The sequence below is a fragment of the Pseudomonas sp. PDM16 genome (assembly GCF_014851865.1).
Classification (GTDB): Bacteria; Pseudomonadota; Gammaproteobacteria; order Pseudomonadales; family Pseudomonadaceae; genus Aquipseudomonas.
Genome location: NZ_JACVAM010000004.1, coordinates 275386 through 300996, shown reverse-complemented (window position 1 = coordinate 300996; position 25611 = coordinate 275386). Strand labels below are relative to the sequence as shown.

The following is a 25611-nucleotide window of genomic DNA, read 5'->3' as shown; positions in this document are numbered from 1 at the left end:
ATTACAGAGGCCATGTCATGGAGCATGTCGATCACATCCTGGTCGTCGACGACGACCGGGAAATCCGCGAACTGGTGGGCAACTACCTGAAGAAGAATGGCCTGCGCGTGAGCCTGGCGGCCGATGGCCGGCAGATGCGCACCTTCCTCGAAGGCAACGCGGTGGACCTGATCGTGCTCGACATCATGATGCCCGGCGACGACGGTCTGAAGCTCTGCCGCGAGCTGCGCGTGAGCCGACACAAGGCCACACCAGTGCTGATGCTTACCGCACGCAACGAGGAGACCGACCGCATCGTCGGCCTGGAGATGGGCGCTGACGACTACCTGACCAAGCCCTTCTCCGCCCGCGAGCTGCTGGCGCGGATCAACGCCGTGCTACGGCGCACCCGCATGCTGCCGCCGAACCTGCAGATCAGCGAGAGCAGCCGGCTGATCGGCTTCGGCCAGTGGCGCCTGGACACCAGCGCCCGCCACCTGCTGGACGCGGCCGACACGGTGATCGCCCTGAGCGGCGCCGAGTACCGCCTGCTGCGCGTGTTCCTCGATCATCCGCAGCGGGTGCTGAGCCGCGAGCAGCTGCTCAACCTGACCCAGGGCCGCGAGGCCGACGTGTTCGACCGTTCCATCGACCTGCTGGTGAGCCGCCTGCGCCAGCGCCTGCTGGATGATGCCCGCGAACCGGCCTACATCAAGACGGTGCGCAGCGAGGGCTACGTGTTCTCGCTGCCCGTGCAGCTGATCGAGCCGGGCCTGTGAACGTCCTGCTGCGCTGGCCGCGAACCCTGGCCGCGCGCCTGGGCCTGATCTTCCTCGTCGGCCTGGTGCTGGCCTATGGCATGTCCTTCAGCTCGCAGTTCTACGAGCGCTACCAGACCGGCCGCGACATGATGCTCGACACCCTGGAAATGGACCTGAGTACCACGGTCATGCTGATCGATCGCCTGCCAGCCGCGGAACGTGCAAGCTGGCTGCCGCTACTGGAGCGACGCAACTACCGCTACCGTCTCGACCAGGGATTGCCAGGCGTGCCGATGGATATGAAGGCCCCGCCCATGGCAGTGCCATCCATCGAGCGAGCCATCGGCGCGCATTTCCCAATGCGCTTCGAAACCATCGAAGGGCCTGCTCCGCACTTCCAGGTACATATACGCCTCAGCGACGGTAATCCGCTGGTGCTCGACGTCACGCCGGGCAACATTCCGGTGGCGCAATGGCTGCCGCTGATGCTACTCGTTCAGCTGCTGGTGCTGCTGTTCTGCACCTGGCTCGCGGTGCGCATGGCGATCCGCCCGCTTACCCGCCTGGCCAGTGCGGTAGACAACCTCGACCCGAACACTCCGGCCCCGCAACTGGACGAACGCGGGCCGAACGAAGTGGCCTACGCCGCCCGCGCTTTCAACGCCCTGCAGGGGCGTATCGCTGCCTACCTGAAAGAGCGCATGCAGCTGCTGGCGGCCATCTCCCACGACCTGCAGACACCGATCACACGTATGAAGCTGCGCGTCGAGCAGATGGACGACTCGCCAGAGCGCGAGCGCCTGTGGAGCGACCTCGACGAGATGCAGCACCTGGTGCGCGAAGGCGTGGCCTACGCGCGCAGCATGGACGGCAGCCGCGAGGTGCTGTGCCGGGTCGACCTGGACGCCTTCCTCGACAGCCTGGTGCTCGACTACCAGGACAGCGGCCAGGCGGTGAGCCTCGACGGCCGCAGCGGCGCCCTGGTGGAAACCCGACCGCATGCGCTGCGCCGGGTACTCAGCAACCTGATCGACAACGCCCTCAAGTTCGCCGGCAGTGCCGAGCTGCGGGTGGAGCACGACGAGCACGGCGTACGCCTGCAGGTACTGGACGAAGGCCCCGGCATCGCCGAGGCGGAGCTGGAGGAAGTGTTCAAGCCGTTCTACCGGGTGGAGAGCTCGCGCAACCGCAGCACCGGCGGCACTGGTCTGGGCCTGGCCATCGCCCTGCAGCTGAGTCAGGCACTCGGCGCGCGCCTGACCCTGAGCAACCGCGAGCACGGCGGCCTGTGTGCGCAACTGGAGCTGTTTGTAACAAGCTGAGCCGGCGATACACAGGGATACAGGACGGCCCGCGGCAGACACATCCAGGACAAACCACCTGGCGAGCATGGCACGGACCGCGCGATGGCACTCCGCCGACGCGCACCGTTCCCGGAGCCCGTCGATGCCCCCCATCACCGCAACCACTACCGCCCCCGCCAGCCTGCATGGCTGGCGCCTGTTCAGCCTGCTCGCCCTGCTCGTTATCGTCGCCACCGCGCTGGCCCTGCTCTGGCAGCCGCAGCTAGTGGAGGCACTGCGCAGCGCCATCCGCGTCACCGCGCGCACCTCCTTCGCCCTGTTCCTGCTGGCCTTCCTCGCCTCGTCGCTGGCCCTCCTGGTGCCCAGCCCGACCACCCGCGCGCTGCTGCGCGAACGGCGCTTCTTCGGCCTGGCCTTCGCCTTCTCCCACCTGATCCACGGCGTGCTGATCCTGACCTACGCCCAGCTGTTCCCCGAGCTGTTCTGGAACGGTCGCTCGGCGGCCACCAACATCCCTGGCTCGGTCGGCTACCTGTTCATCCTGCTGCTCGCCCTCACCTCCTTCCCCTGGGCGATGAAGGCCCTCGGCGGCCGCGGCTGGAAGGCGCTGCACAGCACCGGCAGCTGGGTGCTGGCGGTAATCTTCTGCCTGTCCTTCTACAAGCGCATCCCGATGAGCCCCGGCTATGTGCTGGCCTTCGGTCTGATGTTCTCGGCCATCGTGCTCAAGCTCGTCGCCAAGCTGGCCCAGCGCGTACGCCGCAATGCCCAGCCGGCCCGTACGTCGCTCGCCACCGCCCGCTGATTCGAGGTCACCATGAACACTCTCGCACTCGCTCCGTTGAAGAATGTCTTCACCCACATCGACCGCCTCGGCGCCTGGAGCGCCGACCTGCCATTGCGTCTGTTCCTCGCCTGGGAATTCTTCGAGGCCGGTCTGGAGAAATGGAACGGGCCGAACTGGTTCGCCCAGCTCCAGTTCCCCTTTCCCTTCCACCTGTTGCCGGCCGAGGTGAACTGGCAACTGTCGATGTGGATAGAGCTGATCGCCCCCGTGCTCCTGCTGCTCGGCCTGGGCACGCGCCTGGCGTCGGCCACCCTGATCGTGCTGACCGTCGTGGCCATCGCCGCGGTGCATTGGCCGGCGCACTGGTCGAGCCTGGCGGAGCTGGGGTTGGGCTACTCGATCAGCGACCACGGCCATGGCAACTACAAGCTACCGCTGATCTACCTGGTCGCCCTGCTGCCGCTGCTGCTCAAGGGCGCCGGGCGTATGAGTCTCGATCAGCTGCTGCGACAAACGCCCCGGGGGCAGGTGAACTAGCCCTTGGCGGTCAGTCTCCAGGCACGGTGGATCTTCGCGTTGCGCGTGAAGTCCTGGTCGACAGTCTGCGTGCTGATCTCTTCTACCGCGTAGCGCTCGGCCAAGCTCGGGTCGAGCTGGAACTTGCGGAAGTTGTTGGAAAAGTACAGCACGCCGCCCTTGCCCAGGCGCGACATGGCCAAGTCGATCAGCCGCACGTGGTCGCGCTGCACGTCGAACACGCCTTCCATGCGTTTGGAGTTGGAGAAGGTCGGCGGGTCGATGAAGACCAGGTCGTATTCGCCACGATCGGCCTCCAGCCAGGCCATCACATCGCCCTGCTCCAGGCGGTTCTTGTCGGAGAAGCCATTGAGCGACAGGTTGCGCCGCGCCCAGTCCAGGTAGGTTTTCGACAGGTCGACGCTGGTGGTGCTGCGCGCGCCGCCCTTGGCCGCGTGCACGGTGGCCGTGGCGGTGTAGCAGAACAGGTTGAGGAAACGCTTGCCGGCCGCCTCCTGCTGGATGCGCAGGCGCAGCGGACGGTGGTCGAGGAACAGGCCGGTGTCCAGGTAGTCGGTGAGGTTGACCAGCAGGCGCACGCCGCCCTCGTTCACTTCCATGAACTGACCCTGCGTGGCCTGTCGCTCGTACTGCTTGGTGCCAGCCTGGCGCTCACGGCGCTTGATCACCACCTTGTCCGGGGCGATGCCCAGCGCCACCGGGATCGCAGCCAGGGCGTCGAGCAGGCGCGCCTGCGCCTTGTCCGGATCGATGGAGCGCGGCGGTGCATACTCCTGCACATGTACCCAGTCGCGGTACAGGTCGATGGCCAGGGCGTACTCCGGCATGTCGGCGTCGTACAGGCGATAGCACTCGATACCGGCCTTCTTCGCCCACTTGCCCAAGCTCTTGAGGTTCTTCTGCAAGCGGTTGGCGAACATCTGCCCGCCCTCGGACAGGCGCGCCGGCTCACTGGCCACCGGCGCCGCAGCGCCCTCCTCGCCAGCCTGGCGGCGCTCGCCGCGCTCACCGGTGACGAACTGTTCAGGCAGCACCTTGAACAGCAGCAGCTTGCACGGCAGCGCGCCGTTCCAGAAGGAGTACTGCTTGTGGCTACGCAGCCCCATGCGCTTGCCCAGTTCCGGCGCGCCGGTGAATACCGCCGCCTCCCAGTTCAGGCAGCTCTGGCGCAGGCGCTCGCCGAGGTTTTGGTAGAGATACAGCAGGCTCGCCTCGTCGCCCAGGCGCTCGCCATAGGGCGGGTTGCTGACGATCAGGCCGGTCTGGTTCTTGTCCGGGCGCGGCTCGAAAGTGGCCAGCTCGCCCTGGTACAGCTTGACCCACTCGCCGAGACCGGCGCGGTCGATATTGTTGCGCGCCGGCTGGATCAGTCGCGGATCGGCCTCGTAGCCGCGAATCCACAGCGGCGGCTTGGCCAGGCCGGCGGCGGCACGCTGCTCGGCCTCGGCATGCAGCTTCTTCCAGATCGCCGGCACATGGCCCAGCCAGTTGCTGAAGCCCCAGCGCTCACGGCGCAGGTTGGGCGCCATGTCGGCTGCGATCATCGCCGCCTCGACCAGGAAGGTACCGACACCACACATCGGGTCCGCCAGCGCGCCGCCCTCGGCGGCAATACGCGGCCAGCCGGCGCGGATCAGGATGGCCGCGGCCAGGTTTTCCTTCAGTGGCGCAGCGCCCTGCTGCAGGCGGTAGCCACGCTGGTGCAGGCTGTGTCCGGAGAGATCGAGCGAGAGCACCGCCTCGCCCTTGTCCAGGCGCAGGTGCACACGCATGTCAGGGTCGACCTTGTCGATCGACGGTCGGGTGCCTGCGGGCGTGCGCAGCTTGTCAACGATGGCGTCCTTGACCTTCAGCGCACCGAAGTGGGTGTTGTCGATGCCGGCGCCATGGCCGCTGAACTCCACCGCCAGGGTGCCGTCCGGCTCCAGATGCTCGGCCCAGTCCACCGCCAGCACGCCCTGGTACAGCTCCTCGGCGTTCTGCACCGGGAAACGACGCAGCACCAGGAGCACACGGTTGGCCAGGCGCGACCACAGGCACAGGCGATAACCCACCTCGATGGGCGAGAAGCCACGCACGGCGGCAGTCTGTTCACGTGCCTCTTCCAGCCCCAGGCCGCTGGCTTCTTCGAGCAGCAGGCCTTCCAGGCTCTTCGGGCAGGTCAGGATCAGTTCATAGCGGTCAGACATGGGGCATCCAGTAATCAGTGATGGCTGCAAGGCCACCATATGTGACGGAAGGCCGCACGGCGACCCTTCGTCGGAATAAATAAGGCCTGCAGACGAGAGAAGTTCGCAATGGCAATACGCCTTCGTCCCGGGCTGAGGCTCACGAACGGCGCGGTCCCTCGGCAATCGGCCAACAAAAAAAGATGGAACCTTATGGCTCCCATCCCACTCGCGTTACGTCCTTATGACAAAACGATCATTCACAGGGTGGGATGCATTCGTTAGAAATCAATCCAGGTCGACACCGCAACGGTAGCGACAAGGTGGTCCGCCACGCCGGCAGCGGACCCCGCTGGCAGAACATTTCTGCCCGGCCCCACCAAGGGGCCAACGGGACATAACAGTCAACAGTGAGGGCAACACCCTATGAGAAGACTTAAGCGTGATCCGTTGGAACGAGCATTCTTGCGCGGCTATCAGCACGGCATTCATGGTAAATCCCGCGATATGTGCCCCTTCACCCACCCCTCCACTCGGCAAGCCTGGATCAACGGCTGGCGGGAGGGCCGTGGTGACAATTGGGACGGACTGACCGGTACCGCCGGCATCCACAGACTCAACGAACTTCACGCCGTCGGCTGAAACAGGATCACCCCGACTTCACCAGACCGTCCCATCCGGGCGGTGGGCGAGAGCCCGAGGGCCCCTCCGGGGCCCTTTTTTATGACCTTCAGTCTTTACTTCGGCAGCGAGGCGATGGCATCCACCGCCTCGCGAATCAGCGCCGGTCCCTTGTAGATGAACCCGGAATATATCTGCACCAGGCTGGCGCCAGCGGCGATCTTTTCCGCCGCGTGCGCCCCCTCGGTGATGCCACCGGCGGCGATGATGGGCAAACGCCCCTTGAGCTCACCAGCCAATACACGCACGGTGTGGGTGCTCTTCTCGCGCACAGGCGCACCGGACAGACCGCCAGCCTCCGTGCCGAACGGCAGATTCTCGACTCCCTCTCGGCTCAGGGTAGTGTTCGTCGCGATCACCGCATCCATGCCAGTCTCGACCAGCGCCTGGGCCACCTGCACGGTTTCCTCGTCGCTCATGTCCGGGGCGATCTTGATCGCCAGCGGCACGCGTTTGCCATGCTGTACGGCCAGATCTTCCTGACGCAGCCGCAGGGCTTCGAGCAACTGCTTGAGCTGGTCGCCGAACTGCAGGCTGCGCAGGCCCGGGGTATTGGGCGAGCTGACGTTGACGGTGACGTAGCTGGCGTGGGCATAGACCTTGTCCAGGCCGATCAGGTAGTCATCTACCGCGCGCTCGACCGGAGTATCGAAGTTCTTGCCAATGTTGATGCCCAGAACGCCCTTGTACTTGGCACTCGCCACACGGGCCAGCAGATGATCGACACCATGGTTGTTGAAGCCCATGCGATTGATGATCGCAGTGGCTTCAGGCAGGCGGAACAGACGCGGCTTGGGGTTGCCCGGCTGCGGACGCGGAGTCACGGTGCCGATCTCGACGAAGCCGAAACCGAGTTGGGCGAAGCCATCGATGGCGTCGCCGTTCTTGTCCAGGCCGGCGGCCAGTCCTACCGGGTTGGGGAACTCCAGGCCCATTACCTTCACGGGCAACTGGCTCGGCGGCCTACATACGAGGCCGTTCAGGCCCAAGCGCCCGCCGGCACCGATCAGATCGATGGACAGCTCGTGAGAGGTTTCGGGGGCAAGACGGAACAGCAGCGCGCGTGCCAGGTCGTACATGGGCTGATTGGCTCGGATTAGGATGACAGTGGGAGGCAGGGCGCGATTATAGCCATCAGCACTAGCCTCCGGCGAGGCAAGGGAGTAATAAGGAACACCGAAAATCAACTACCGCAGCTGTCGCAGGTCGACCAGCTTGCCATTTGTAGTGAATTCCAGCTCGAACACACCATGGATACCCTCATGGCTGAGGAATGGACGCAGATGATAGGCAGGCAGACTGACCTTGCGGCCATCTCGGCTGTAGAGCAGGACCCGATTGGCGTGCCCCTGGTACACGGCCAGAAAGCGCTCCGCAGATAAGGCAATATCCAGCACCATGCTGGGCATGGAGGCATCCTCGAAAATGATCGGCACCATTCTGCCACAGCCGGCAGTAGCAACTCTCGGATACCTTTTTCACCCGCACAGCGCTAGTGCGCCCCATCAAAGGCTCTGCCACACTGAACGGGTAGTACCCGGAGTCAGCCGTCAGTGAGTCTGTCCGAATCCTTCACCATCGCCTCGCGTCTTTCCGCTTTGGCCCAGCGTCTGGGGCTGAAGGGGCGCGGACCGCGTGTGGTGTTCGAGCGAGCACGCAGCCTGCGTTTGCCGTTCAAGCCATTGCCCATCCCGACACCGAGCATCTGGTGGCAGGCTGGCCTGCCCCTGCACCGCCTGGCCGATCTGCCGCGAGACGCCCTGTCGGGCCCCGTCCAGGAAGACAAGGCAGCCGCACGAACCGTGCTGATGGGGGTGGTGGAGCGGGAGGTGGTGCATCTCGACGACTTCGACCTACGGACCATCGATGGACTGTGTGGGGCTCCACTGGAGGGTGCAACGCACCTGAACAGCTTCGAAGAGCTCGCCGCCAGCCCGCTCGGCCGCAGCATCCGTATCATCAGCTATAAGGATTTCCTCAAGACCATCAGCCAGGCCATGCCACGATTTCTGGCCGCCGAAGCCATCGAGCTCCGCCAGGCCAGCTGGCACGGCGAGCGCCTCTTCTGGCGCGGAGAACAACAGGGTGCGGTATTCGCCTGTGCCATCGCCTACGCCCGGCTGCGCGGCCTCGAAGTGACCCTGCCGGCCGACCTGGTTCGCTACCGACTCAGCGTTGCGGGACTGGCCGAGCTACGCAATCGCTACCACATGGCCGCCATGCCTGCGCAGGCATGGAGCGAGCCCGCCTTCATGAGTCTGCTGCTTGATCATGGCCTGCCCTACTCCCGCCTGTCGCTGCTGCGTTACCCGGACGCCCCCGAGTGTCTCCTGCTACCGAAAAACTCCGAAGAAGCCAACGCGCTGGGTGAAGGTCTGCGTCTGGCTGGAGCACCGGATGTGATCGACTACCTGGAAGCGCTGCATCAGCGCATCGCCAGCTGACTCACTGGAAACGAAGGGACTTGGAACCGACCAACCCGAGGGTTGGCCGGCATTCACAGCGCTCAGATCCGGCTGGCGACCTGAGCGTCGAGACGGACTTCCTGGGTCACGCCCCAACCGTCCATCACTCCGCCAAGAGGCGCCACCAGTGCCTCCAGATCCTGCTCGAAATCGCCGATGCCGGCGTGGGTGGCATACATCACCTTGCTCACCTGCAGGTGCCAGGCACCGTCATCCCGGACGCTGACCTGCGCATTCAAAGACTCACCACGAAACTGCCTTGCCGCCTCTCTGGCCCGATTCTCATTCGGGAAGATGGCGTAGAACTCGATGGGGTGGAAACGGGCGAAATCGAAACCGCCCTCTTTCATGCGGCGCAGAACATTAGTGCTGACATCATCGTGGAAGGCTGTGCTCATATCAAAGACCTCCTCTCAGGCGATGGATTGACCGCAGCCGCCAGCGGCGGCCTTGCGACACCGTTGGGTGCCGCCCGAGAACCAGGCAGGTGCTGCCTGATCTGTCATGACGGGCATGAATGCCCGAGGACGGCTGGCTTCGCGAATGCAAGCCAGGACCGACCTCACATGAGGGTAGCGCCTGATCGGCTGCTGTGCCCAGACATCGACTGCCGGTAATGACGGGCGGCTCAGTCCCGGGACAGCCAGCCCATCACGGCACGGTTGATCGAAGGTGGTGATACCTGCCCGGACCAGTACAGGAGGCGGAACATCCAGTGGATGGTGCGGTGCACCCGTGGCGAGCGTACCTGTCGCCAGGCAGCCTCGGCTACGTCCTCGGCACGCAGCCTGACGCCCAGGCGACGCAGGGCCGGAGGCGTGAAGCTCTGGCTATCGACCATGGGCGTGGCGACGAACGGCGGCATCAGCTCGCCGACACGAATGCCGTGCCGCCGCCATTCCAGCTCCAGCGCCTCGGTCATCCCGCGCACCGCAAACTTGGAGGCTGAATAGCTGACCATATGCGGCGTGCCATACAGCCCCGACGCCGACCCCATGTTGATCACCTGCCCCCTCGCCGCCTTCAGGTAGACAAACGCGGCATGGGTGACCTGCAACAGACCGAACACGTTGATCTGCAGGACTCGGGCATGCTCGTCCAGGTCGATCTCCTCGAACAACCCGAAACGCAGCACACCTGCGCAGTTGAACAGCACATCCAGCCGCCCTTCTTCGCCACAGAAACCCACCAACGCCTGCCGCACCGCCTCGCCATCGGTAACATCCAATGCCTTGTGCCATGCGCCGCCCAGCTCCAAAGCCAACGCCTCGAGCGGCTCCGCGCCGACATCCAGCAGGCCGACTCGCCACCCACGCGCATGAAACAGCCGGGCACTGGCCGCCCCAATGCCTGAGGCAGCGCCGGTAATCAGAATGCTCTTCATCGGCAGCCCTTCTCCGCCAGGAATTTGGCAACCCGGCGCAGCGCCAGGGCAGCAACCTCCAACAGGCCAGCGTTGATCTGGAAAACATGCCACTGCCCTGGATACACCTCCAGACGTAGATTCAAGCCATCGTGCTCGCGCAGCTTCAGGCTCTGGGTCAACAGGTGCTCATCCTCGCCAACCTGCACCATAAGCGGCGGCAGGCCCGACAGGTCCGCCTGCAGGGGCGAGAGCAACGGCAAGCGTCGATCTATGTCTGGTGGGCAATAGGCATCCAGGCCTTGGCTCAGCCAGGCGTAGCTGAGCAGCGGATCGCCGGCCCCCGGCTCATGCCAGGTCGCGCCACTCAGGTCGGTGACGGGCGAGAGGCAGACCAGCGCCGCAGGCAACGGCAGACCTGCGTCGCGCAAACGCAACGCGGTACTTAGCGTCAGCTGCCCGCCCGCCGAGTCGCCGGCGATGACGATGCGCTCGGCCGGGTGCCCCTGAGCCAGCAGCGCCTGGTAGGCCGCCAACGCATCATCGGCCGCCGCCGGCCAGGGATGCTCGGGGGCCAGGCGATAATCCAGAGCGCACACCTTCAATCCCGCAAGTCTCGCCAACGCGGTGGTGATGGCCCGGTGGGTGCGTGGCGAACCGATCATGAAAGCGCCACCGTGCAGATAGAGCATCATCCAGCCGTTATCCTGCTGCGGTACCAGCCACTCGCAGGGCAGACCGCCGATCACATCTGGCTCGATTCTCACCCCACCCGCCCGCGGCGCAATCGAGGTGGCCAAACGTAGCGCCACGCGTTGCAGACGCGGCGGCACCCGAGGATGCATACCGGTACGAAAAACCATGCGGGTGCAGATGCGCAGCAGTCCGCTGAGCAAGCGCTGGCCCGCGCCCGGCACAGGCAGGTCAGCGGACCAGTTCATAGTCGCTCCACTGCGGCCGACGGGTGTGATTGCGGTAGCTGAAGGTGAATCCGGCCCAGTTATTGGTGTGTTTGCCGGCCGCATTCTTGTACCAACTGCTGCAACCCTGCTCCCACACCGACTGACCGATATCGTGCTGCACCTGGCGATTCCAGGCATCCTGCACATGGCGCCGCACGTCCAGGTAGCGCACGCCCTGGTCGAGCTTGGTCAGGCAATCCAACACATAGGGGAACTGGCTCTCGAGCATGTAGATGATCGAGTTGTGGCCCAGGTTGGTGTTCGGCCCATAGAGGATGAACAGATTGGGGAAACCACTGACGCTGATGCCCTTGTAGGCCTCGGCACCGTCGCGCCAGGCCTGGTTCAGGTCCAGCCCGCCCAGGCCGCGAATGCGCATGGGCGCCAGGAAGTCACTGGCGGCAAAACCGGTACCGTGGATGAGCACGTCCACCTCGCGCTCCACGCCATCGGCCGTGACGACGCCCCGCTCGGTCACCTCGCGAATCGCCTCGCTCACCACCTCCACCTGCGGCTGCTGCAGCGCTGGGTAGTAGTCGTTGCTGATCAGGATACGCTTGCAACCCAGCGGATAGTCCGGCGTCAACTTGGCCCGCAATGTCGGGTTCGGCACCTCACGGGCCAGGTGACGCAACACCAACTGACGCTGCAGCTTCATCACCCAGGGCCAGAGGAAGAACGCCACGCCGCGCACCTCGTGGTACAGGTACTGCCAGGCCCGGTCGAGCTTCTGCGTCCAGGGCCAGCGTTTCATCATTGTCAGTTCGAAGGGCCGGTAGGGGCGGTCCGGCTTGGCCATGACATAGGCAGGCGTACGCTGGAACAGGTGCAGACGTCCTACCTTCGGCACGATCTGCGGCACGAACTGGATGGCACTGGCGCCCGTGCCGATCACCGCCACTCGCTTACCGGTCAGATCGACATCGTGGCGCCAGCGCGCCGAGTGGAAGCTCTCACCGGCGAAGTGCTCCAACCCCGGCAGCTTGGCGTAGAGCGGGCGGTTGAGCTGGCCACAGGCACTGATCAGCGCCCGCGCGCTGAACTCGGCGCCATCAGTGGTGGTGACCCGCCACAGCGCGGCAAGCTCGTCGAACCTGGCCTCCGCCACTTCGCTGCGGCAACGAACGCGCGACGCCAGTTGGTGGTTGTCGATGCATTGGCGCACGTAGGCGAAGATTTCCGGCTGCGGAGCATAACGACGGCTCCAGTCGAGCTTGGGCTCGAAGGAAAACGAATACAGGTGCGAGGGCACGTCGCAGGCCGCGCCGGGGTAATGGTTGTCGCGCCAGGTGCCTCCGGGCTCATCGCCCTTTTCGAGGATCAGGAAATCCTCGTGGCCCTGCCTTCTCAGCAGCATCGCGAGGCCCAGGCCGGCAAAGCCGGCACCGATGATCAGCACGCGCAGGGGTGCCGGTTCGGGAGTCTTGTTGTTCATTGTTCTCTCCGTGAGCCGCCAGTATTGCGGATGAACGGATGCTACCCACTCCCTACGTCACGGTTTATGGCATAGTCGGCCAAAAAATTGTGACTTTCGGACAAGCCATGCCTCGCACCCGCCGCAGCGCCATCAGCGTGCAGCTCCTGACCCAGTACGCCGTGGACCAGGGACTGTCCATCGCCACCTGCCTGCACGGCACCGGCCTTGACTGGCGCCTGCTGGCCGACCCCGGCGCCGAGGTCGATCCCGAGCAGGAGCTGCAGCTGGTGCGCAATCTGATAAGCGCATGCGGTGCACCCCCTGGATTCGGCCTGCCCCTGGGCCGACGCTACCAGCTCAACAGCTATGGCATCTGGGGGTTCGCCCTGCTCGCCAGCCCAACCTACGGCGCCGCCGCTCGCCTCGGCCTGCGCTACCTCGACCTGACCTATGCCTTCCACGGCATGCACCTGGAAGAGCACGGGGAGGAAGTGCACCTGCTGCTGGATGATCGGGACATACCGCAGGAGCTGCGCGGCTTTCTGCTGGAGCGCGATCTGTCGGGGATGCTCCAGGTGATGCGCGAACTGTTCGGCGATGAACCGCCCCTGCTGCGGATGGAACTGCGTCTGCCCATGCCGGACGATGCGAGTGTCTACCTGAACGAACTCGGTCTGCTGCCGCTGTTCGAGCGAGCCGAAAACCGCTTCGTCTTCCCGCGTCATCTGCTCGACCTGCCGCTGGCCGGCGCCCATCCCCAGGCCGCTCAGTTGTGCGAGGAGCAGTGCCAGCGCCTGTTGGCCAAGCGTACGCTGTGTGGCGGCCTGGCCGGACGGATTCGCGGGTTGCTGGTCGAACGACCCGGCCGCCTGCCGGACATGGAGCAGGTGGCGACCAGCCTGAACATGAGCTCACGCACCCTGCGCCGCCGCCTGGACGATGAAGGCAGCAACTTCCGCCTGCTGCTGGACGAAGTGCGCCAGGCCCTCGCCGAAGAACTGCTGGCTACCGGCGGCCTGACGCTGGAGGAAATCGCCGAACGCCTCGGCTACGGCGAAACCTCCAACTTCATCCACGCCTTCAAGCGCTGGAAAGGCGTAGCGCCGCGCCAGTTCCAGCGCGGCGCCTGAGCGCTACTGCTCCGCGCGAACAGCGCTGCCCCCCACCGCACCGGCGGTATTCTGCAGCAGGCTCTTCGTCGCCACCTGCAGGAACGCCTCCAATCGCTTCTGCAGAGCCTGCTGCTGGGCGTCGCCCTGCAGTACCTCGACCCTGCGCTCCCCGAGGTCGTAGCGGTACAGCTTGGCCGGCTGATCCTTCGGTTGCACCAGAATCTTCTCGCCACTGACGATGGCCACCGTCTGGTCGCTACCGGATGGCTTGATCACCCCGACACCCTGATCACCCTCCGGCAGCCCGAGCAGATCGCGCCCCCAGCACTGCTGGCGAGTCTCACCGCCCAGACGGGCCATGATGGTTGGCACGACGTCGATCTGGGTGCCGACAGTATCGCGGCGCTCGCCGAACTTCTCACGGATACCCGGAGCGATCAGCAGCAACGGCACGTTGTGGCGGAACAGATCCATCTCGGTAAGCTGCTCCGGGCTGCTGAAACCATGATCGCCAACAACCACGAACAGGGTGTTCTTGTAGTACGGCGACTGCCTGGCCTTGTCGAAAAACTGACCCAGTGCCCAGTCGGAATAGCGCATGGCGGTGAGGTGCTGGTTGAACGATCCCCTGTCGGTCACCGGAGGCATCGGCAACTGTTCCGGCAGCGCGTAGGGCGTGTGGTTGGACAGGGTCTGCAGCAGCGCATAGAACGGCTTGTTCGGGTCCAGCTTGGCCAATTCTGCGGCCCCGCGGTCGAACATGTCCTGGTCGGAGACGCCCCAGGTCGGGTCGATGAACACCGGATCGACGAAGTCCTCGCGGCCAATGAAATTGCGCATGCCCTGGTTGCTGAAGAAACCGGACTGGTTGTCCCACTGGAAATTGCCGTTGTAGACATACAGGTCGTCGTAGCCACGCGCACTGAGCTGTTGTGGCAGGCCGGAGAACTGGTGGCTGCCCTCTGGCGTACGCATCAGGTATTCGAAGCTAGGCAGGTTGGGGAAGCAGGCCATGGTGGCGAACATGCCCTGGTGGGTGTGCGTGCCGTTGGAGAAGAAACGGGTGAACAGCAAGCCCTCCTGGCTCAGACGGTCGAAGTTCGGCGTAATGCCGGCATCGCTGCCCAGGGCACCGACCCAGCGGCCGGCGAAACTCTCCATCAGGATCACCACCACGTGCTTGATCGGCAGCGTGCCTTCGATCGGCGGCGTGGAGTCGCGGCGGATTGCGGCACTGTCGGCATCGACCAGCACGTCGTGCTCGCCGAGCAGCATGTCCCGTACCGTCTGCAGTGCCTCGTCCTCAGGCAGCGTGGCTTTCCAGGCGTTGTCGCGGTGACTGGAGAAACTGTTCTCGGCCGCATCGACCAAGGTCAGAACACCGTTCAGTCCCAGATGGTTGGCGAACATCGAGTCGGTGGTGAAGGCATCCCCCCAGCGCAGCGGCGGACCCTGCTTGAGCGTGCCACGTGCGCAGATCACCGCAACCAGCAGGCAGAGGAAGAACACACCGAGACGCCAGTACCAGGCCAGTGCTGGTTTGGCTCGGCGCGGCCGGGTAGCCCCCTCCAGCCAGTGGAAGAGCATGCCCAACGCCAGCGTCGCCAAAGCCCAGGCCGACAGGTAGCGACCGACCGGGAAACCATGCCAGAGCATGCTCGACACAGTGGCCAGATCCTCCTCCAGATACTGGAAGACCAGGCTATTCAGACGCTGATGAAACTCGCGATAGAAATCCAGCTCGACCACGCCGAGCAGCAAAGTAAGGCTGGCCGCTACCGTCAGCCAAACTACATGCGCGTTGCGCGCGGCCATGGCGCGCGGACTGAGAAGAGAAAGCAGCAGAGGCGCCACGGCATACACCACCACCCGCAGGTCGAAGCGCAGACCATTGAAGAAGGCCTCGAACAGGTCGCCGCGGCTGACATCGGCGATCAGTTCATTGTTGTGATGCAACAACGCCAGACGCAACGACGAATACATCAGCATCAACACCAGCGCACTGGCGAGGGTGAAGATCAGGTGGCTGGTGACGTTGGGTTGCAGGCGGGCAACGGGAATGGCGGCGGAACGGGTGGCGTCCACTGAAAGCATGCTAGGGAAGTCCAGTCTCTGAAACGGAAGGCATTGAGTTGATTGCGGAATTGTCCGATCCAGCAAGTGAAAATTCCGTTCACGAAGCAGCTCATACGGCTCCTCAACGAAACCACGAGGGTGCTACCCCTCCTCTAGCGGCACTTCCGCCAAGACCCTGCTGGAAAACGGTATTTCCCGGACGTTGTTGACCTTGGTCAGGCCTTCGCAACACGGAGTCGGTCTGCATAACCGCGTTTTCGGTTATCTTCCCGCTGCCCTGTTGTTTGTTCCCAAAGGATGTAACGAATGCTCGACGCAGAAATCGCCAAACAGCTGATCGTGGGAAGGTCCTGGCATCACGACTTCGAAATCGTGCCGGGGCTGTACACCCAAGGTAACTACAACCCTACCGGCTTGTGGAAGGAGCTTGAGCTGCCCGAGGACATGGATGGCATCAGCCTAGCCGATGTCGGCGCATCCAACGGCTTCTTCAGTTTCGAAGCCCATCGCCGGGGTGCGCGCGTCACGGCATTCGATTTCCGCCACAAGGACAACTCCGGGTTCGGTCTGGCCCAGTACATCAATGGCCTGGAAGACATCGAACACCATCATGCCAATGTGCTCGACATTTCCCACCAGCAGTACGGCAAGTTCGATGTCGTGCTGGCCCTGGGCCTGCTCTATCACGTATCAGACCCCTATCTGGCGCTGGCGAACTGCGCTGGTCTGTCTCAAGACCGCCTGCTCATCGAATCCTACTGCATCGACGCATTACTTCCAGGTCAGCTCGCCGACGAGCCCGTGATGCGCTTCATTCCCGATGGCAGCCGCTTCCCCGAGCATGGTCAGGTAAACGCCGATCGCAGCAACTTCTGGGGTTTCACTTCGAAATGCCTGAAGCTCATGCTGGAAGATGTCGGGTTTTCCGTTGAGCGCATGAATGTGCGCGGCGAACGGGTCTTCATCGATGCACGCCGCCAGCTCCCCAACGAACGTGGCACCCGATTGAACATGGCATACAAGACTGCCCAGGCAACCCCTCGTGGCGAAGAGCCAGACGATCCTCAGGCATGGAAGATCTTCTGACCCGCCCGAATCCCCGCAAAAGCCAGGAGATGGACAATGCACCAGCACCACAGCATCAACTACCTGGAAATACCCTGCCGCGAGCCCGAAGCGAGCAAGGTCTTCTTCGCCAAAGTATTCGGCTGGGCCTTCACTGACTATGGCCCGGACTACACCTGCTTTATCGGAGCAGGTATCGACGGAGGCTTCTTTCGTTCGCAGCAGGACTTCTCCAGTGACCGCGGCTGCCCACTGATCGTGCTGTACAGCGCGGACCTCAATGCCACCCAGAACTCGGTCGAAGCGGCTGGAGGGCAAATCCTCAAGCCGGTGTTCGCTTTTCCAGGTGGCCGACGCTTTCACTTCGCCGATCCCAGCGGCAACGAGTACGCCGTCTGGTCGGAATAAGGCGACTTATTCGCCTTTTCAGGCGGCGAAACAGCCGTTTTCGACGCTTTATCGTCAACTGTTCGCCGTCACCTCTTTGACTGGGTAAGCTGGTTGCAGGCGAAATGCCACCAGAGAGTTTGCACACTCAAGGCGCTGTGATCTTCGCCGATATGCTCGACAACTAATAAGAATGGAGCCAACTCCCATGCAACAAGGGCTGTTAGCCACGCTCGTGCCTCAGACCGAGCAGAATCACAGTGATCAGTTGCTGAGCCGCATGCTTGCCTTCTTCTGTCTATGCGGCATTGCCATCGGCCTCTACAGCGGTATCAAGTGGGGCCGCCTGGGCAACGATGCTCTTGTGCAAGGCTCCCTGCTACTGATCATCGGCATGCCCATCGCCTTGCTGGTCCTTCGCCAGGCCTGGCTGCCCGCTCGTGGGGCGGCCAACTTCGCCATGGCGCTGATCAGCAGCTACGCCATGATCCTCATCTACCAGCTCGGCGGGCTGCACTCCGCACACATTTTCTGGCCACTGGTGGTGATCGGTTTTGCCTACTTGCTGTTGGGTGGGCGCAGTGCCGCCTTCTGGGGGCTGTTGCAGCTGGTCTTCGTGTTCTGGCTGATCCGCCTGGACCGTACCGGTGCCACCCTGCCCCAGTTCGAGCTGAGCCCCCGCGATGCCATGGTCAACGAATACTCCGGCTACCTGCTTCCCGTGATCACCATGTGGCTGGCTCAGTGGTACAGCGCGCGCATGCGCCAGGAGGCACTGGACGGTGCCCAGCAGCATCTGGAAGAAGCGGAGCGGGTCGGCAAGAGTGCCACTGCTGGCAGTCAGCAACTGGCCACTCTGCTCGACGAAGTGCGCCATAGCGCTGGCGATCTGCGTCAGCTTTCGCAGCAGCTCTATCGCACGCTCGACAGCATGCGCCAGCGCTGCCAGAGCATAGACGGCGACGTGCAGCAGCAAGCCGACGCCATGCAGCAGCTCGATCTGGCGGTACATGACGTGCTCGCCAGCCTGGCACAGAGCACCGCACATATGCAGCAACTGAGCCAGGACACTCAGCACAGCAGCAGCCAGGTCAATGCCTGCGCCAGCCGCATGCAACAGGCCCAGGACAGCATGCAGGCCATACAGTCGAGCAACCAGCGCATCGCCGAATCCATGCAGATGATCAGTGCCATTGCTCAGCAAACCAATCTGTTGGCACTCAACGCAGCCATCGAGGCGGCACGCGCTGGAGAGCACGGCCGTGGCTTCGCCGTGGTAGCCGACGAGGTGCGCTCGCTGTCCCAGCGCAGCAACCAGACCGCCGATACGGTGCAGAGCGTACTCGGTCAATCCGAGCAGACGGTCAACACCGGCGCCATCCAGGTCAGCGAGGTCGGTGATGCCCTGGTCGAGAACGCCACGCTGACCGCCAACCTGTCCAGCGCCATCCTCGACCACAGCGAGGCCCTGGACAAGGCACACAGCCAACTGGTGAAAGTCCGCGACCATAGCGCCGCGCAGCGCGAGGCCAGCCAGCACCAGCGGGCCGCCACCGCCGAACTGCTCGATGCCCAGGAGTCGCTGGTGAACCTTGGCGAGCGTCTGGACCAGCTGTCCCAGCAGCTGCACCAACGGGTCGAACAGCGCTGAGCCTGCCGCGTACCGCCAGGCGACTTAGCCTGGCCCTGCTGATGCTGCTGATCGGTGCAATCGCCACAGTAGCACTGCAGATCGCCTGCTACACACCTGAGCCTGCCCCAGCCAAGGTCGATGCAGCCATCGTGCTCGGTGCAGCCGTATGGCAAGGCCAGCCTTCCCCGGTGTTCGAGGAACGAATCAAGCACGGCATACAACTGGTGCAGAGCCAGGCCGTGGATTATCTGATTCTCACCGGCAGTGTCGGTGCCGGAGATATCCACGCCGAGTCCGCCGTTGCCTATCAATACGCCCTTGCGGCCGGTGTGCCGCCTCAGCGGATGCTGACCGAGGCAACCTCGACCGTCACTGCCGAGAACCTGGCCGAGGCCTGTGCGTTGATGAAACAACATCGGCTCGGCAATGCCCTGATCGTCAGCGACCCGCTGCACATGAAACGTGCGATGACGCTGGCAGAGGACATCGGCCTTGCAGCCTACGCCTCCCCAACTCCCACCAGCCGCTACCGCAGCTGGAACACCAAGGCCAAGTCGCTGGCCTACGAGACCTTCTTCTACCTCACCCATCTCGTCAGCCGGCTCGCAGGCTCCACGCCACACTGCGCCAGCTGACCGACCTCTTCAGCCTCTAAGGCGCGACCTTGAGCTTCGCATGCCGAAACATCCCGGCACAGTGCCAGGCTTTCTTGACGGCAGGCAGTTGTCCTACAACTGCCGTTTTCCCACCGTCAGGAGTTCCCCATGCCACGGTTAAGCCACACCCTGTTGTTCGCCTCTCTGCTAGCGAGCAGCGCCCTCGCCCAGGCCGCCACGCCCAGTTATGGGGAACAGCTGGAAGGCTTCGACTACCCACATCCACAGCAGCGTTTCGAGTTCCAGTCCCAGGGCCAGACCCTGTCCATGGCCTATATGGATGTCGCCGCCAAGGGTCAGGCCAACGGTCGTACCGTGGTGCTGCTGCATGGTAAGAACTTCTGCGGCGCCACCTGGGAGCAGACCATCACCACCCTGACGGACAAGGGCTACCGAGTGATCGCACCAGACCAGATCGGCTTCTGCGCCTCGAGCAAACCCCGCGGCTATCAGTTCAGCTTCAACCAACTGGCCTTGAACACCCAGGCGCTGCTGGACAAGCTCGGCGTCAGCCAGGCTACTGTGGTCGGTCACTCCATGGGCGGCATGCTCGCCGCACGTTTCGCCATCAACCATCCACAGAGCGTGCAACAGCTGGTGTTGGTCAACCCCATCGGCCTGGAGGATTGGCAAGCGCAAGGCGTTCCGTACGCCAGTATCGATCAGCTCAACCAGGGTGAGCTGAAGGCCAACCACGAAAGCATCAAGAACTACCAACTGCGCTTCTACTACAACGGCCAATGGAAACCGGAGTACGACCACTGGGTGGACATGCAGGTCGGCCTTTACCACGGCAAGGGCCGCGAGATCGTCGCCTGGAACCAGGCACAGACCGCCGACATGCTGTTTACGCAGCCGGTGATCCACGAATTCGGCCGCATTCAGGCTCCGACCCTATTGCTGATCGGCGGCAAGGACCGCACTGCACCCGGCGCCAACCGGGCGCCCAAGGAAGTGGCCGAGCGCCTGGGCAACTACCCGGAACTGGGTCGCAAGGCCAAGGCACTGCTGGCCAAGGGTACGCTGGTGGAGTTCCCCGAATTGGGGCATTCGCCGCAAGTCGAGGCTCCGGAACGCTTCCACCAGGCGCTGCTGGAGGGTCTGGCTCAGCAGTAATTGTCTGGACATGAAAAAGCCGGCTCGACGCCGGCTTTTTTTGTGCTGCGTGCAGCCTAGCGATCAATGATCTGTCCGCGCATGGGTGCCAGGCGCGCCAGCAGGCCATTCTGCGCCGGAACCGGAATGTGCTCGGCATCCATCGCGTCGATCAGGTCCTCGACCAACGCATTGAAGTCGCCGCGATCGATGTTCAACCCCTTGTGGCTTTCCTCCATGCTGTCACCGGTGTATTCGCAGGGGCCACCTGCCTCGACGCAGATCTGCTCGACCAGCTTGTCACGCAGGCGCTCGATGTCGATATCCTGAAAGTGGTGGGAGATACGTGGATTGCGCGCCGAATTCAGCAACATGCCCTCGACGATACGGGTGATCCCTGCACGCTCGCCGAGGGCGCGATACAGGCTATCGCCCTTCGGCGGCTGGTTGGCACAGGAGGCAAGCAGGAAAACCAGCAGCAGCGACAACACGCGCATTTTCAGAAACTCCCCTGCAGCGACAGGTAAACTCCGTCCTGGTTGTCCAGGCTGGCGATCTCGCCGAGCCTGGCATAGGCCAGCACCACCGCCAGGTGCTTGTTGGGGAAATAGCCTACAAACACGTCCGACCAGTCGCTCTCGCCTGCGAAGCTCAGGTTGTCCGGCTTCTCCCGATACTCCACACCCACTGCCCAGCGCGGGTTGAGCAGCACCGCGACGGAGCCTTCCTTGAGCACCGAATGCTCGTCGCGACGGTCGCCACCGAAGCCCAGCAGCCCCTGCTCGTTGGCCCGGCTGTAGCGCAGGTTGCCGTTGACCAGCAGGTTGTAGCCGAACGCCGCACCAAGGAACAGGCGACTAGCGGCCAGGTAGGCCTCGGTATCTTCGTCACGCTGGGCGCCAACCAGGCTGGGGACCAGGAAATCGCGCTGGCGTTTGTGTTCGAGCCCCAGGGATACCTGCGGCAGGCGATCGTAGATCAGGTCGCCGAACAGGCGCACCTTCAGGCCGAGAATGTCCTGACTGAGGCTGTTATCCGGCAGGCTCAGGTCCCGCGCCAGGGTGCCCAGATCGAAACGCTGGCGGGCGTAGGACAACTCGACGCGATTGCCATAAGACACGGCCAGGCCACCGACATCGAGGCGGTAATCACCAGTCTCCACTCGCGTCAGAAAACTGGTCGCGCCCCATTCGCCCTCTTCTCCATAGCCGGCGATAACCGCCCAGGGCACGATGCCGCCGCCGGCCGCACCGTCAATACTGGTGGCGCCGCCGGTGGCCAACAGACGCCCCTGCTCCGCGAACGCCGTGACAGGCAGCAAACTGCAGAAGAGAAGGATCAGGCGTTTTCGCATGCTCAGAATACCTTTGCCAGGAGTGAGCTCTGCCACTGCCGCAGCCAGTCTTCGAAGGCCGCCGCCGGCATGGGTTTGCCAATCAGATAGCCCTGGGCGGTATCGCAGCCCCAGCGCGCCAGTAGTTCCAATGTAGACGCATGCTCCACCCCCTCGACGACTACCTTGAGGCCCAGGCTGTGGCTCATCTCGATGGTGGAACGGACAATCACTGCATCCTCGCTATGCTCGCCCAGTTCGCGAATGAAGGACTGATCGATCTTCAGCTCCTGCACCGGCATGCGCTTGAGCTGGGCCAGCGACGAATACCCGGTACCGAAGTCATCCACCGATAGCTGGATACCGCATGCCCGCAGCCTATGCAGCACTTCGAGGGCAAGCTGCTGATCGCGCATCATCGCGCTCTCGGTAATCTCGAACACCAGTTGCTCGGCAGCCAGCCCCTGAGCGACCAGTTGCTCCTCGACACGTGCGGCGAGACCGAGGTCAGCGAGATCCTCTGCGGAGATGTTCAGCGACACCTGCATGTTCACACCGCGGTCATTCCACTCGCGCAACTGGCGCATCGCCTCGCCGATCACCCAGGCGGTCAGCAGCTGGATACTGCCCGTCCGCTCCGCCAGGGGAATGAACTCCCCTGGGGAAACCATGCCGTAATGCGGATGGTTCCAGCGCAGTAGCGCCTCGGATTGCTCCACCGTGCGACTGCCGATTTCGAGCTTCGGCTGATAGTAGAGCACCAGCTCACCGTGTTCGGCGGCGTAGCGCAGATCGCGTACCAGCCGGATCTGGCGCTGGTGGGCATCATCACGGCCCTCCTGATAGATCTCCAGCCGGCCGGAGCTCTGCGCCGCGTCCTGCATCGCAATGACAGCCCGGCGTAGCAGGTCGTCGGGATTATCGCCATGGGCCGGAAAGCTGGCGATACCGATGCAACAGTCCAGCGCCACCCCCACGTTGCCGATGCGCATGGGCTTGAGCAATAGCTGCTGCAGGCGGTCACCGGCCGCAATCGCGCTGTCGGCATTGCTATTCTCGAGAATCAGCAGCATCTCGTCATTGACCATGCGCGCCAGAGTGTCCCCGGGACGCAGCGTGGCCTGCAGGCGCTGGCTGACCTGTTGCAACAGCAGGTCGGCGCCATCCACTCCACAGTTCTCCAGAACCGTGCGGAAATTCACGATACCGATGTACAGCAACGCGGTGGGTCGTGCCGCGCTGATGGCACTACCGAGCCGCTCAAGCGCCAGAGTGCGATTGGGCAATCCTGTAAGCGGGTCGTGCAGGGCGTTGTGCGCCAGCTGCCGCTCACGCTCTGCAATATCCTCCTGCATGCTGGTGAAGGCCTTCGCCAGACTACCCAGCTCATCACGCCGCTGCAGGGTGACCGGAATGCGATAATCGCCCTGACCGATACGCCGAGCAGCGTGCGCCAGCATCTGCACCGGCTGAGCCAGGCTGCGGGCAAGCAGCAGCGCCGCGAGCAGGGAGCCGCACAACGCTGCCAGTGCGATGAGCAGGATGTCATGATCAAGTGGTGCAAATGCTCTCTGCGCCTGGTCCAGCGACTTGTGCAGCAGCGCCACCACCTGATAGTCCCCGGAGCTGGCCAGCGGCCGCCACTCGCTCAGATAACGCTCATCGCTGTCTTCCAGAAGACGGCCGCTGCTGCCCTGTCCCTGTTGCAGAATTTCCTTGCGCAGACGCCCATGCAAACTGGCTGGCAAGGTGCTGAGCCAGCCGGTGGCCGCTCCCCGCTCGATGGAGATCAGCGTGAGCTCTAGGTGCGTGAGCTCACGCAGCTCCTGAGCGAAGGCGTCGTTTATACGAAAGCCCATCACCACGCGCGCGATGGGCAGCGGCGCATTCACTGTCGCCGCCACCAGCAGATAGACCTCTCCCTTGAGCGGAAGCAGAAGTACCTGGCCGGCTTGCCTGGCCACCGACGACGTCAAGCGCTCCGCAGCGGCGCTGCCGATACGCTGATCGCTGCTCACCTGCAGGCTGCCATCGAGAGCCAACAGCAACACGATGTCGGCATTGATGCGCGTGCCATGATTGGCCAGAGCCGAGCGAATAGTGTCATCGTCACCGCTGGCCACGGCTTCCTTGAAGCCGAAGTCCGCCGCCAGCACTTGCACCGCATCGCGCAGCTGGCGGCCGCGTAGCTCAATCAACTGCTCCAGCACCCGACCGCCGACCCCCAGCTCCTCGCGTAGTTGTCCCTGCACCGCCGCACTGGTCGCGGCCTTGACCGAGAAGTACAGGGCCCCGACCACCACCAGCAGGAGAAGGATCAGAACCCCGGCGATACGTGCCTGAAAGCTATGGCTGAACGTCACTCGCTGCCTTCCTGAAAGCCTCGCCAAATGCGCCGGGTTTGGGTGCAGCCGGTGCCAGCACGGTGCCTGCCAGCGCCAGAGCGAAACGCTTGCTGATGCCCGCCGCCGGTACCTCCAGCGTACCGCCCGTGACTGGCAGCATGTTCTCCAGTTGCGGATGCCATAGCGTCACCTCGTAGCTGCCTGCTGGCAGCCCGTCGAGAATCAGCCGTCCCTGCTCGTCGCTGACGGCGAACCAGGGGTCTTCGGTGACATAGATGTAGCCGATCATCCAGTCGTGAATATTGCAACCAAGCACTACCACGCCGGGCTTGTCGAACAGTACAGGCTCGCTCGGAGTGCCCTTGTACAAGCGCAGCTCGAAGCGCTTGGCCGGCGAGAAGGAGTAGACCTGGTGGCGGATGTCATCGCTATTGGGAAACTTCACCGAGGTGCCGCTGTGCACGGCCAGTACGGTGGGCATGAACTGTTTATTACGCTGGTCCATGATCGCCGGCTCGCTGTGAGCCGTGGTCCCCACACCCTTGAGGCTGAGTACGGTGTTGGCCAGGGGCTGGCCCTGGCCATCAACCATTTCTGCCGCCAGACCGGAGGCTGCGGCAGGCCGGATGATGCAGCTCAGGAGCAGAGCCAGGATGAAGAGTTGGCGCTTCATGGCGATGACGTCCACTGCCCGCTGGCGCGGGCGACTGTGCTTCGGGAGTTCTCGCAGCGTAGCCGACAGCCCGGCCAAGTTCACCTCAGGACAATACGCTGCGATCGAAAATGAACCCTCCGGCAGCCTGCGGCCGGTGCTCCAGCAGGTTCTGCGGGCGGCCCATCTTCGGCTGGTTCTTTTCCCCGGTATCGAGGATCCAGCCGTACTGTTTCATCTTCTCCAGACGTCCGCGCAGGGTGGTGTGCTGCACCGCCTGGCCAAGGCAGGCCTGGAATGCGGCCAGCGCCTCGGTCACAGTGAAACGCGGCGCCAGCAGGTAGAGAGGAAGCGAGGTGTATACCGCCTTGCTGGCCAGGCGCTCGGCGGCCTGAGCCACCAGTTGGGCGTGATCGAAAGGCAGCTGCAGCTCGCCCTGTAGCACCTCGCCCAGGGCCACGAAGCGCAGATCATCGCCCTGCAGCTCGGTATCCGGCGCCAACAGAGCCAGGTAGAAGGTGGACAGCGACCAGCCGCGTGGATCGCGCAGCGCGCTGCCCACGGTGGCCACCTGTTCCAGGTGGGCCGGCACGATGCGCGCCTTGTCCTGCAGCGCACGCTCGGCCGCGGCATCCAGGCTGATATCGGCGCAGCGGCCGTTGACCAGCACGCCAGGCAGCGCCCATTCGCCAGCAAACGGCGCCTGGGCGCGGCGGATCAGCAACAGCTCCAGCCCCGCCTCGCCCAGGCGCAGCGCGACGATATCCACCCCGGCCAGCACTTCGGCGGAAGCCATGCCCTCTCCTTCGTAATTTTCAGACTTATTTCATCTT

The 25611-nt window shown here is 63.7% G+C and carries 25 protein-coding genes; 12 read left to right on the top strand and 13 right to left on the bottom strand.

What is annotated here, in order from left to right; genetic code table 11:
- Window positions 1-17 precede the first annotated feature (17 nt).
- The 4 genes from IB234_RS16295 (at window position 18) to IB234_RS16280 (ending at window position 3368) form a co-directional block, all read left to right on the top strand.
- Complete coding sequence (locus IB234_RS16295) at window positions 18-758, top strand: response regulator (RefSeq protein ID WP_192319746.1); 741 nt, start codon at window positions 18-20, stop codon at window positions 756-758.
- An 8-nt stretch (window positions 759-766) separates the two neighbouring features.
- On the top strand, window positions 767-2062 hold the full coding sequence (locus IB234_RS16290) for an ATP-binding protein (protein WP_192320075.1): 1296 nt from the start codon (window positions 767-769) through the stop codon (window positions 2060-2062).
- A gap of 124 nt (window positions 2063-2186) precedes the next feature.
- Window positions 2187-2849 (top strand): ferric reductase-like transmembrane domain-containing protein, encoded by a 663-nt coding sequence (locus tag IB234_RS16285; protein ID WP_192319744.1) that lies wholly within the window; start codon window positions 2187-2189, stop codon window positions 2847-2849.
- 12 nt (window positions 2850-2861) lie between these two features.
- Entirely contained in the window at window positions 2862-3368 is a 507-nt protein-coding gene (locus tag IB234_RS16280) for a DoxX family protein (protein WP_192319742.1), read from the top strand.
- On the opposite strand, the gene rlmKL is transcribed toward IB234_RS16280, so the two are convergent.
- Window positions 3365-5557: a bifunctional 23S rRNA (guanine(2069)-N(7))-methyltransferase RlmK/23S rRNA (guanine(2445)-N(2))-methyltransferase RlmL gene (gene rlmKL, locus IB234_RS16275; RefSeq protein WP_192319740.1), complete on the bottom strand. Its 2193-nt coding sequence runs from the start codon at window positions 5555-5557 to the stop codon at window positions 3365-3367. The genes IB234_RS16280 and rlmKL overlap by 4 nt on opposite strands.
- Before the next feature lie 405 nt (window positions 5558-5962).
- On the opposite strand from rlmKL, the gene rmf reads away from it, so the two are divergent.
- Window positions 5963-6178 (top strand): ribosome modulation factor, encoded by a 216-nt coding sequence (gene rmf, locus IB234_RS16270; RefSeq protein ID WP_192319738.1) that lies wholly within the window; start codon window positions 5963-5965, stop codon window positions 6176-6178.
- 95 nt (window positions 6179-6273) lie between these two features.
- Here rmf and IB234_RS16265 read toward each other — a convergent pair whose 3' ends face one another.
- Together IB234_RS16265 and IB234_RS16260 are read right to left on the bottom strand one after the other, a co-directional pair.
- Window positions 6274-7296 (bottom strand): quinone-dependent dihydroorotate dehydrogenase, encoded by a 1023-nt coding sequence (locus tag IB234_RS16265; RefSeq protein ID WP_192319736.1) that lies wholly within the window; start codon window positions 7294-7296, stop codon window positions 6274-6276.
- 108 nt (window positions 7297-7404) lie between these two features.
- Window positions 7405-7626 carry a DUF2835 domain-containing protein gene (locus IB234_RS16260; RefSeq protein ID WP_192319734.1) on the bottom strand — a complete coding sequence of 74 codons (222 nt, stop codon included), beginning with the start codon at window positions 7624-7626 and terminating at the stop codon, window positions 7405-7407.
- 144 nt (window positions 7627-7770) lie between these two features.
- Here IB234_RS16260 and IB234_RS16255 point away from each other — a divergent pair, with 144 nt between their 5' ends.
- On the top strand, window positions 7771-8661 hold the full coding sequence (locus tag IB234_RS16255) for a DUF6685 family protein (protein ID WP_192319732.1): 891 nt from the start codon (window positions 7771-7773) through the stop codon (window positions 8659-8661).
- A gap of 62 nt (window positions 8662-8723) precedes the next feature.
- On the opposite strand, the gene IB234_RS16250 is transcribed toward IB234_RS16255, so the two are convergent.
- The 4 genes from IB234_RS16250 to IB234_RS16235 all read right to left on the bottom strand — a co-directional run bounded on the left by IB234_RS16250 (window position 8724) and on the right by IB234_RS16235 (window position 12442).
- Window positions 8724-9080 carry a ribonuclease E inhibitor RraB gene (locus IB234_RS16250; RefSeq protein WP_192319729.1) on the bottom strand — a complete coding sequence of 119 codons (357 nt, stop codon included), beginning with the start codon at window positions 9078-9080 and terminating at the stop codon, window positions 8724-8726.
- A gap of 230 nt (window positions 9081-9310) precedes the next feature.
- Entirely contained in the window at window positions 9311-10066 is a 756-nt protein-coding gene (locus tag IB234_RS16245; protein ID WP_192319727.1) for an SDR family oxidoreductase, read from the bottom strand.
- Window positions 10063-10986 (bottom strand): alpha/beta hydrolase, encoded by a 924-nt coding sequence (locus IB234_RS16240; RefSeq protein WP_192319725.1) that lies wholly within the window; start codon window positions 10984-10986, stop codon window positions 10063-10065. The genes IB234_RS16245 and IB234_RS16240 overlap by 4 nt, the downstream gene beginning before the upstream one ends.
- Window positions 10970-12442 (bottom strand): flavin-containing monooxygenase, encoded by a 1473-nt coding sequence (locus tag IB234_RS16235; RefSeq protein WP_192319722.1) that lies wholly within the window; start codon window positions 12440-12442, stop codon window positions 10970-10972. Before IB234_RS16235 ends, IB234_RS16240 begins: the two co-directional genes overlap by 17 nt.
- A 107-nt stretch (window positions 12443-12549) precedes the next feature.
- Here IB234_RS16235 and IB234_RS16230 point away from each other — a divergent pair, with 107 nt between their 5' ends.
- The gene (locus IB234_RS16230) at window positions 12550-13554 is read left to right on the top strand and encodes an AraC family transcriptional regulator (protein ID WP_192319720.1); all 1005 of its coding nucleotides are present in this window, start codon (window positions 12550-12552) and stop codon (window positions 13552-13554) included.
- A gap of 3 nt (window positions 13555-13557) precedes the next feature.
- On the opposite strand, the gene IB234_RS16225 is transcribed toward IB234_RS16230, so the two are convergent.
- Window positions 13558-15630: an LTA synthase family protein gene (locus tag IB234_RS16225; RefSeq protein WP_192319718.1), complete on the bottom strand. Its 2073-nt coding sequence runs from the start codon at window positions 15628-15630 to the stop codon at window positions 13558-13560.
- 288 nt (window positions 15631-15918) lie between these two features.
- Here IB234_RS16225 and IB234_RS16220 point away from each other — a divergent pair, with 288 nt between their 5' ends.
- From IB234_RS16220 to IB234_RS16200, 5 genes are all read left to right on the top strand, one after another.
- Entirely contained in the window at window positions 15919-16698 is a 780-nt protein-coding gene (locus tag IB234_RS16220; protein WP_192319716.1) for a class I SAM-dependent methyltransferase, read from the top strand.
- 36 nt (window positions 16699-16734) lie between these two features.
- On the top strand, window positions 16735-17085 hold the full coding sequence (locus IB234_RS16215; protein WP_192319714.1) for a VOC family protein: 351 nt from the start codon (window positions 16735-16737) through the stop codon (window positions 17083-17085).
- 172 nt (window positions 17086-17257) lie between these two features.
- A complete protein-coding gene (locus IB234_RS16210) occupies window positions 17258-18715 on the top strand; it encodes a methyl-accepting chemotaxis protein (RefSeq protein WP_412547925.1) in 1458 nt (485 codons plus the stop codon).
- Between the two features lie 41 nt (window positions 18716-18756).
- Window positions 18757-19332 (top strand): YdcF family protein, encoded by a 576-nt coding sequence (locus IB234_RS16205; RefSeq protein ID WP_192319710.1) that lies wholly within the window; start codon window positions 18757-18759, stop codon window positions 19330-19332.
- A gap of 129 nt (window positions 19333-19461) precedes the next feature.
- Window positions 19462-20469, top strand: a complete 1008-nt coding sequence (locus IB234_RS16200) for an alpha/beta fold hydrolase (protein WP_192319708.1) — start codon at window positions 19462-19464, stop codon at window positions 20467-20469.
- Window positions 20470-20525: 56 nt separating this feature from the next.
- On the opposite strand, the gene IB234_RS16195 is transcribed toward IB234_RS16200, so the two are convergent.
- From IB234_RS16195 to IB234_RS16175, 5 genes are all read right to left on the bottom strand, one after another.
- Window positions 20526-20945 (bottom strand): group I truncated hemoglobin, encoded by a 420-nt coding sequence (locus tag IB234_RS16195; RefSeq protein WP_192319706.1) that lies wholly within the window; start codon window positions 20943-20945, stop codon window positions 20526-20528.
- 2 nt (window positions 20946-20947) lie between these two features.
- Window positions 20948-21802: a DUF3034 family protein gene (locus IB234_RS16190; RefSeq protein WP_192319704.1), complete on the bottom strand. Its 855-nt coding sequence runs from the start codon at window positions 21800-21802 to the stop codon at window positions 20948-20950.
- A gap of 2 nt (window positions 21803-21804) precedes the next feature.
- Window positions 21805-24144: a putative bifunctional diguanylate cyclase/phosphodiesterase gene (locus tag IB234_RS16185; RefSeq protein ID WP_192319701.1), complete on the bottom strand. Its 2340-nt coding sequence runs from the start codon at window positions 24142-24144 to the stop codon at window positions 21805-21807.
- Window positions 24128-24799: a methylamine utilization protein gene (locus IB234_RS16180; protein ID WP_192319699.1), complete on the bottom strand. Its 672-nt coding sequence runs from the start codon at window positions 24797-24799 to the stop codon at window positions 24128-24130. Before IB234_RS16180 ends, IB234_RS16185 begins: the two co-directional genes overlap by 17 nt.
- Window positions 24800-24884: 85 nt before the next feature.
- Entirely contained in the window at window positions 24885-25574 is a 690-nt protein-coding gene (locus IB234_RS16175) for an NUDIX hydrolase (RefSeq protein WP_192319697.1), read from the bottom strand.
- Window positions 25575-25611 lie beyond the last annotated feature (37 nt).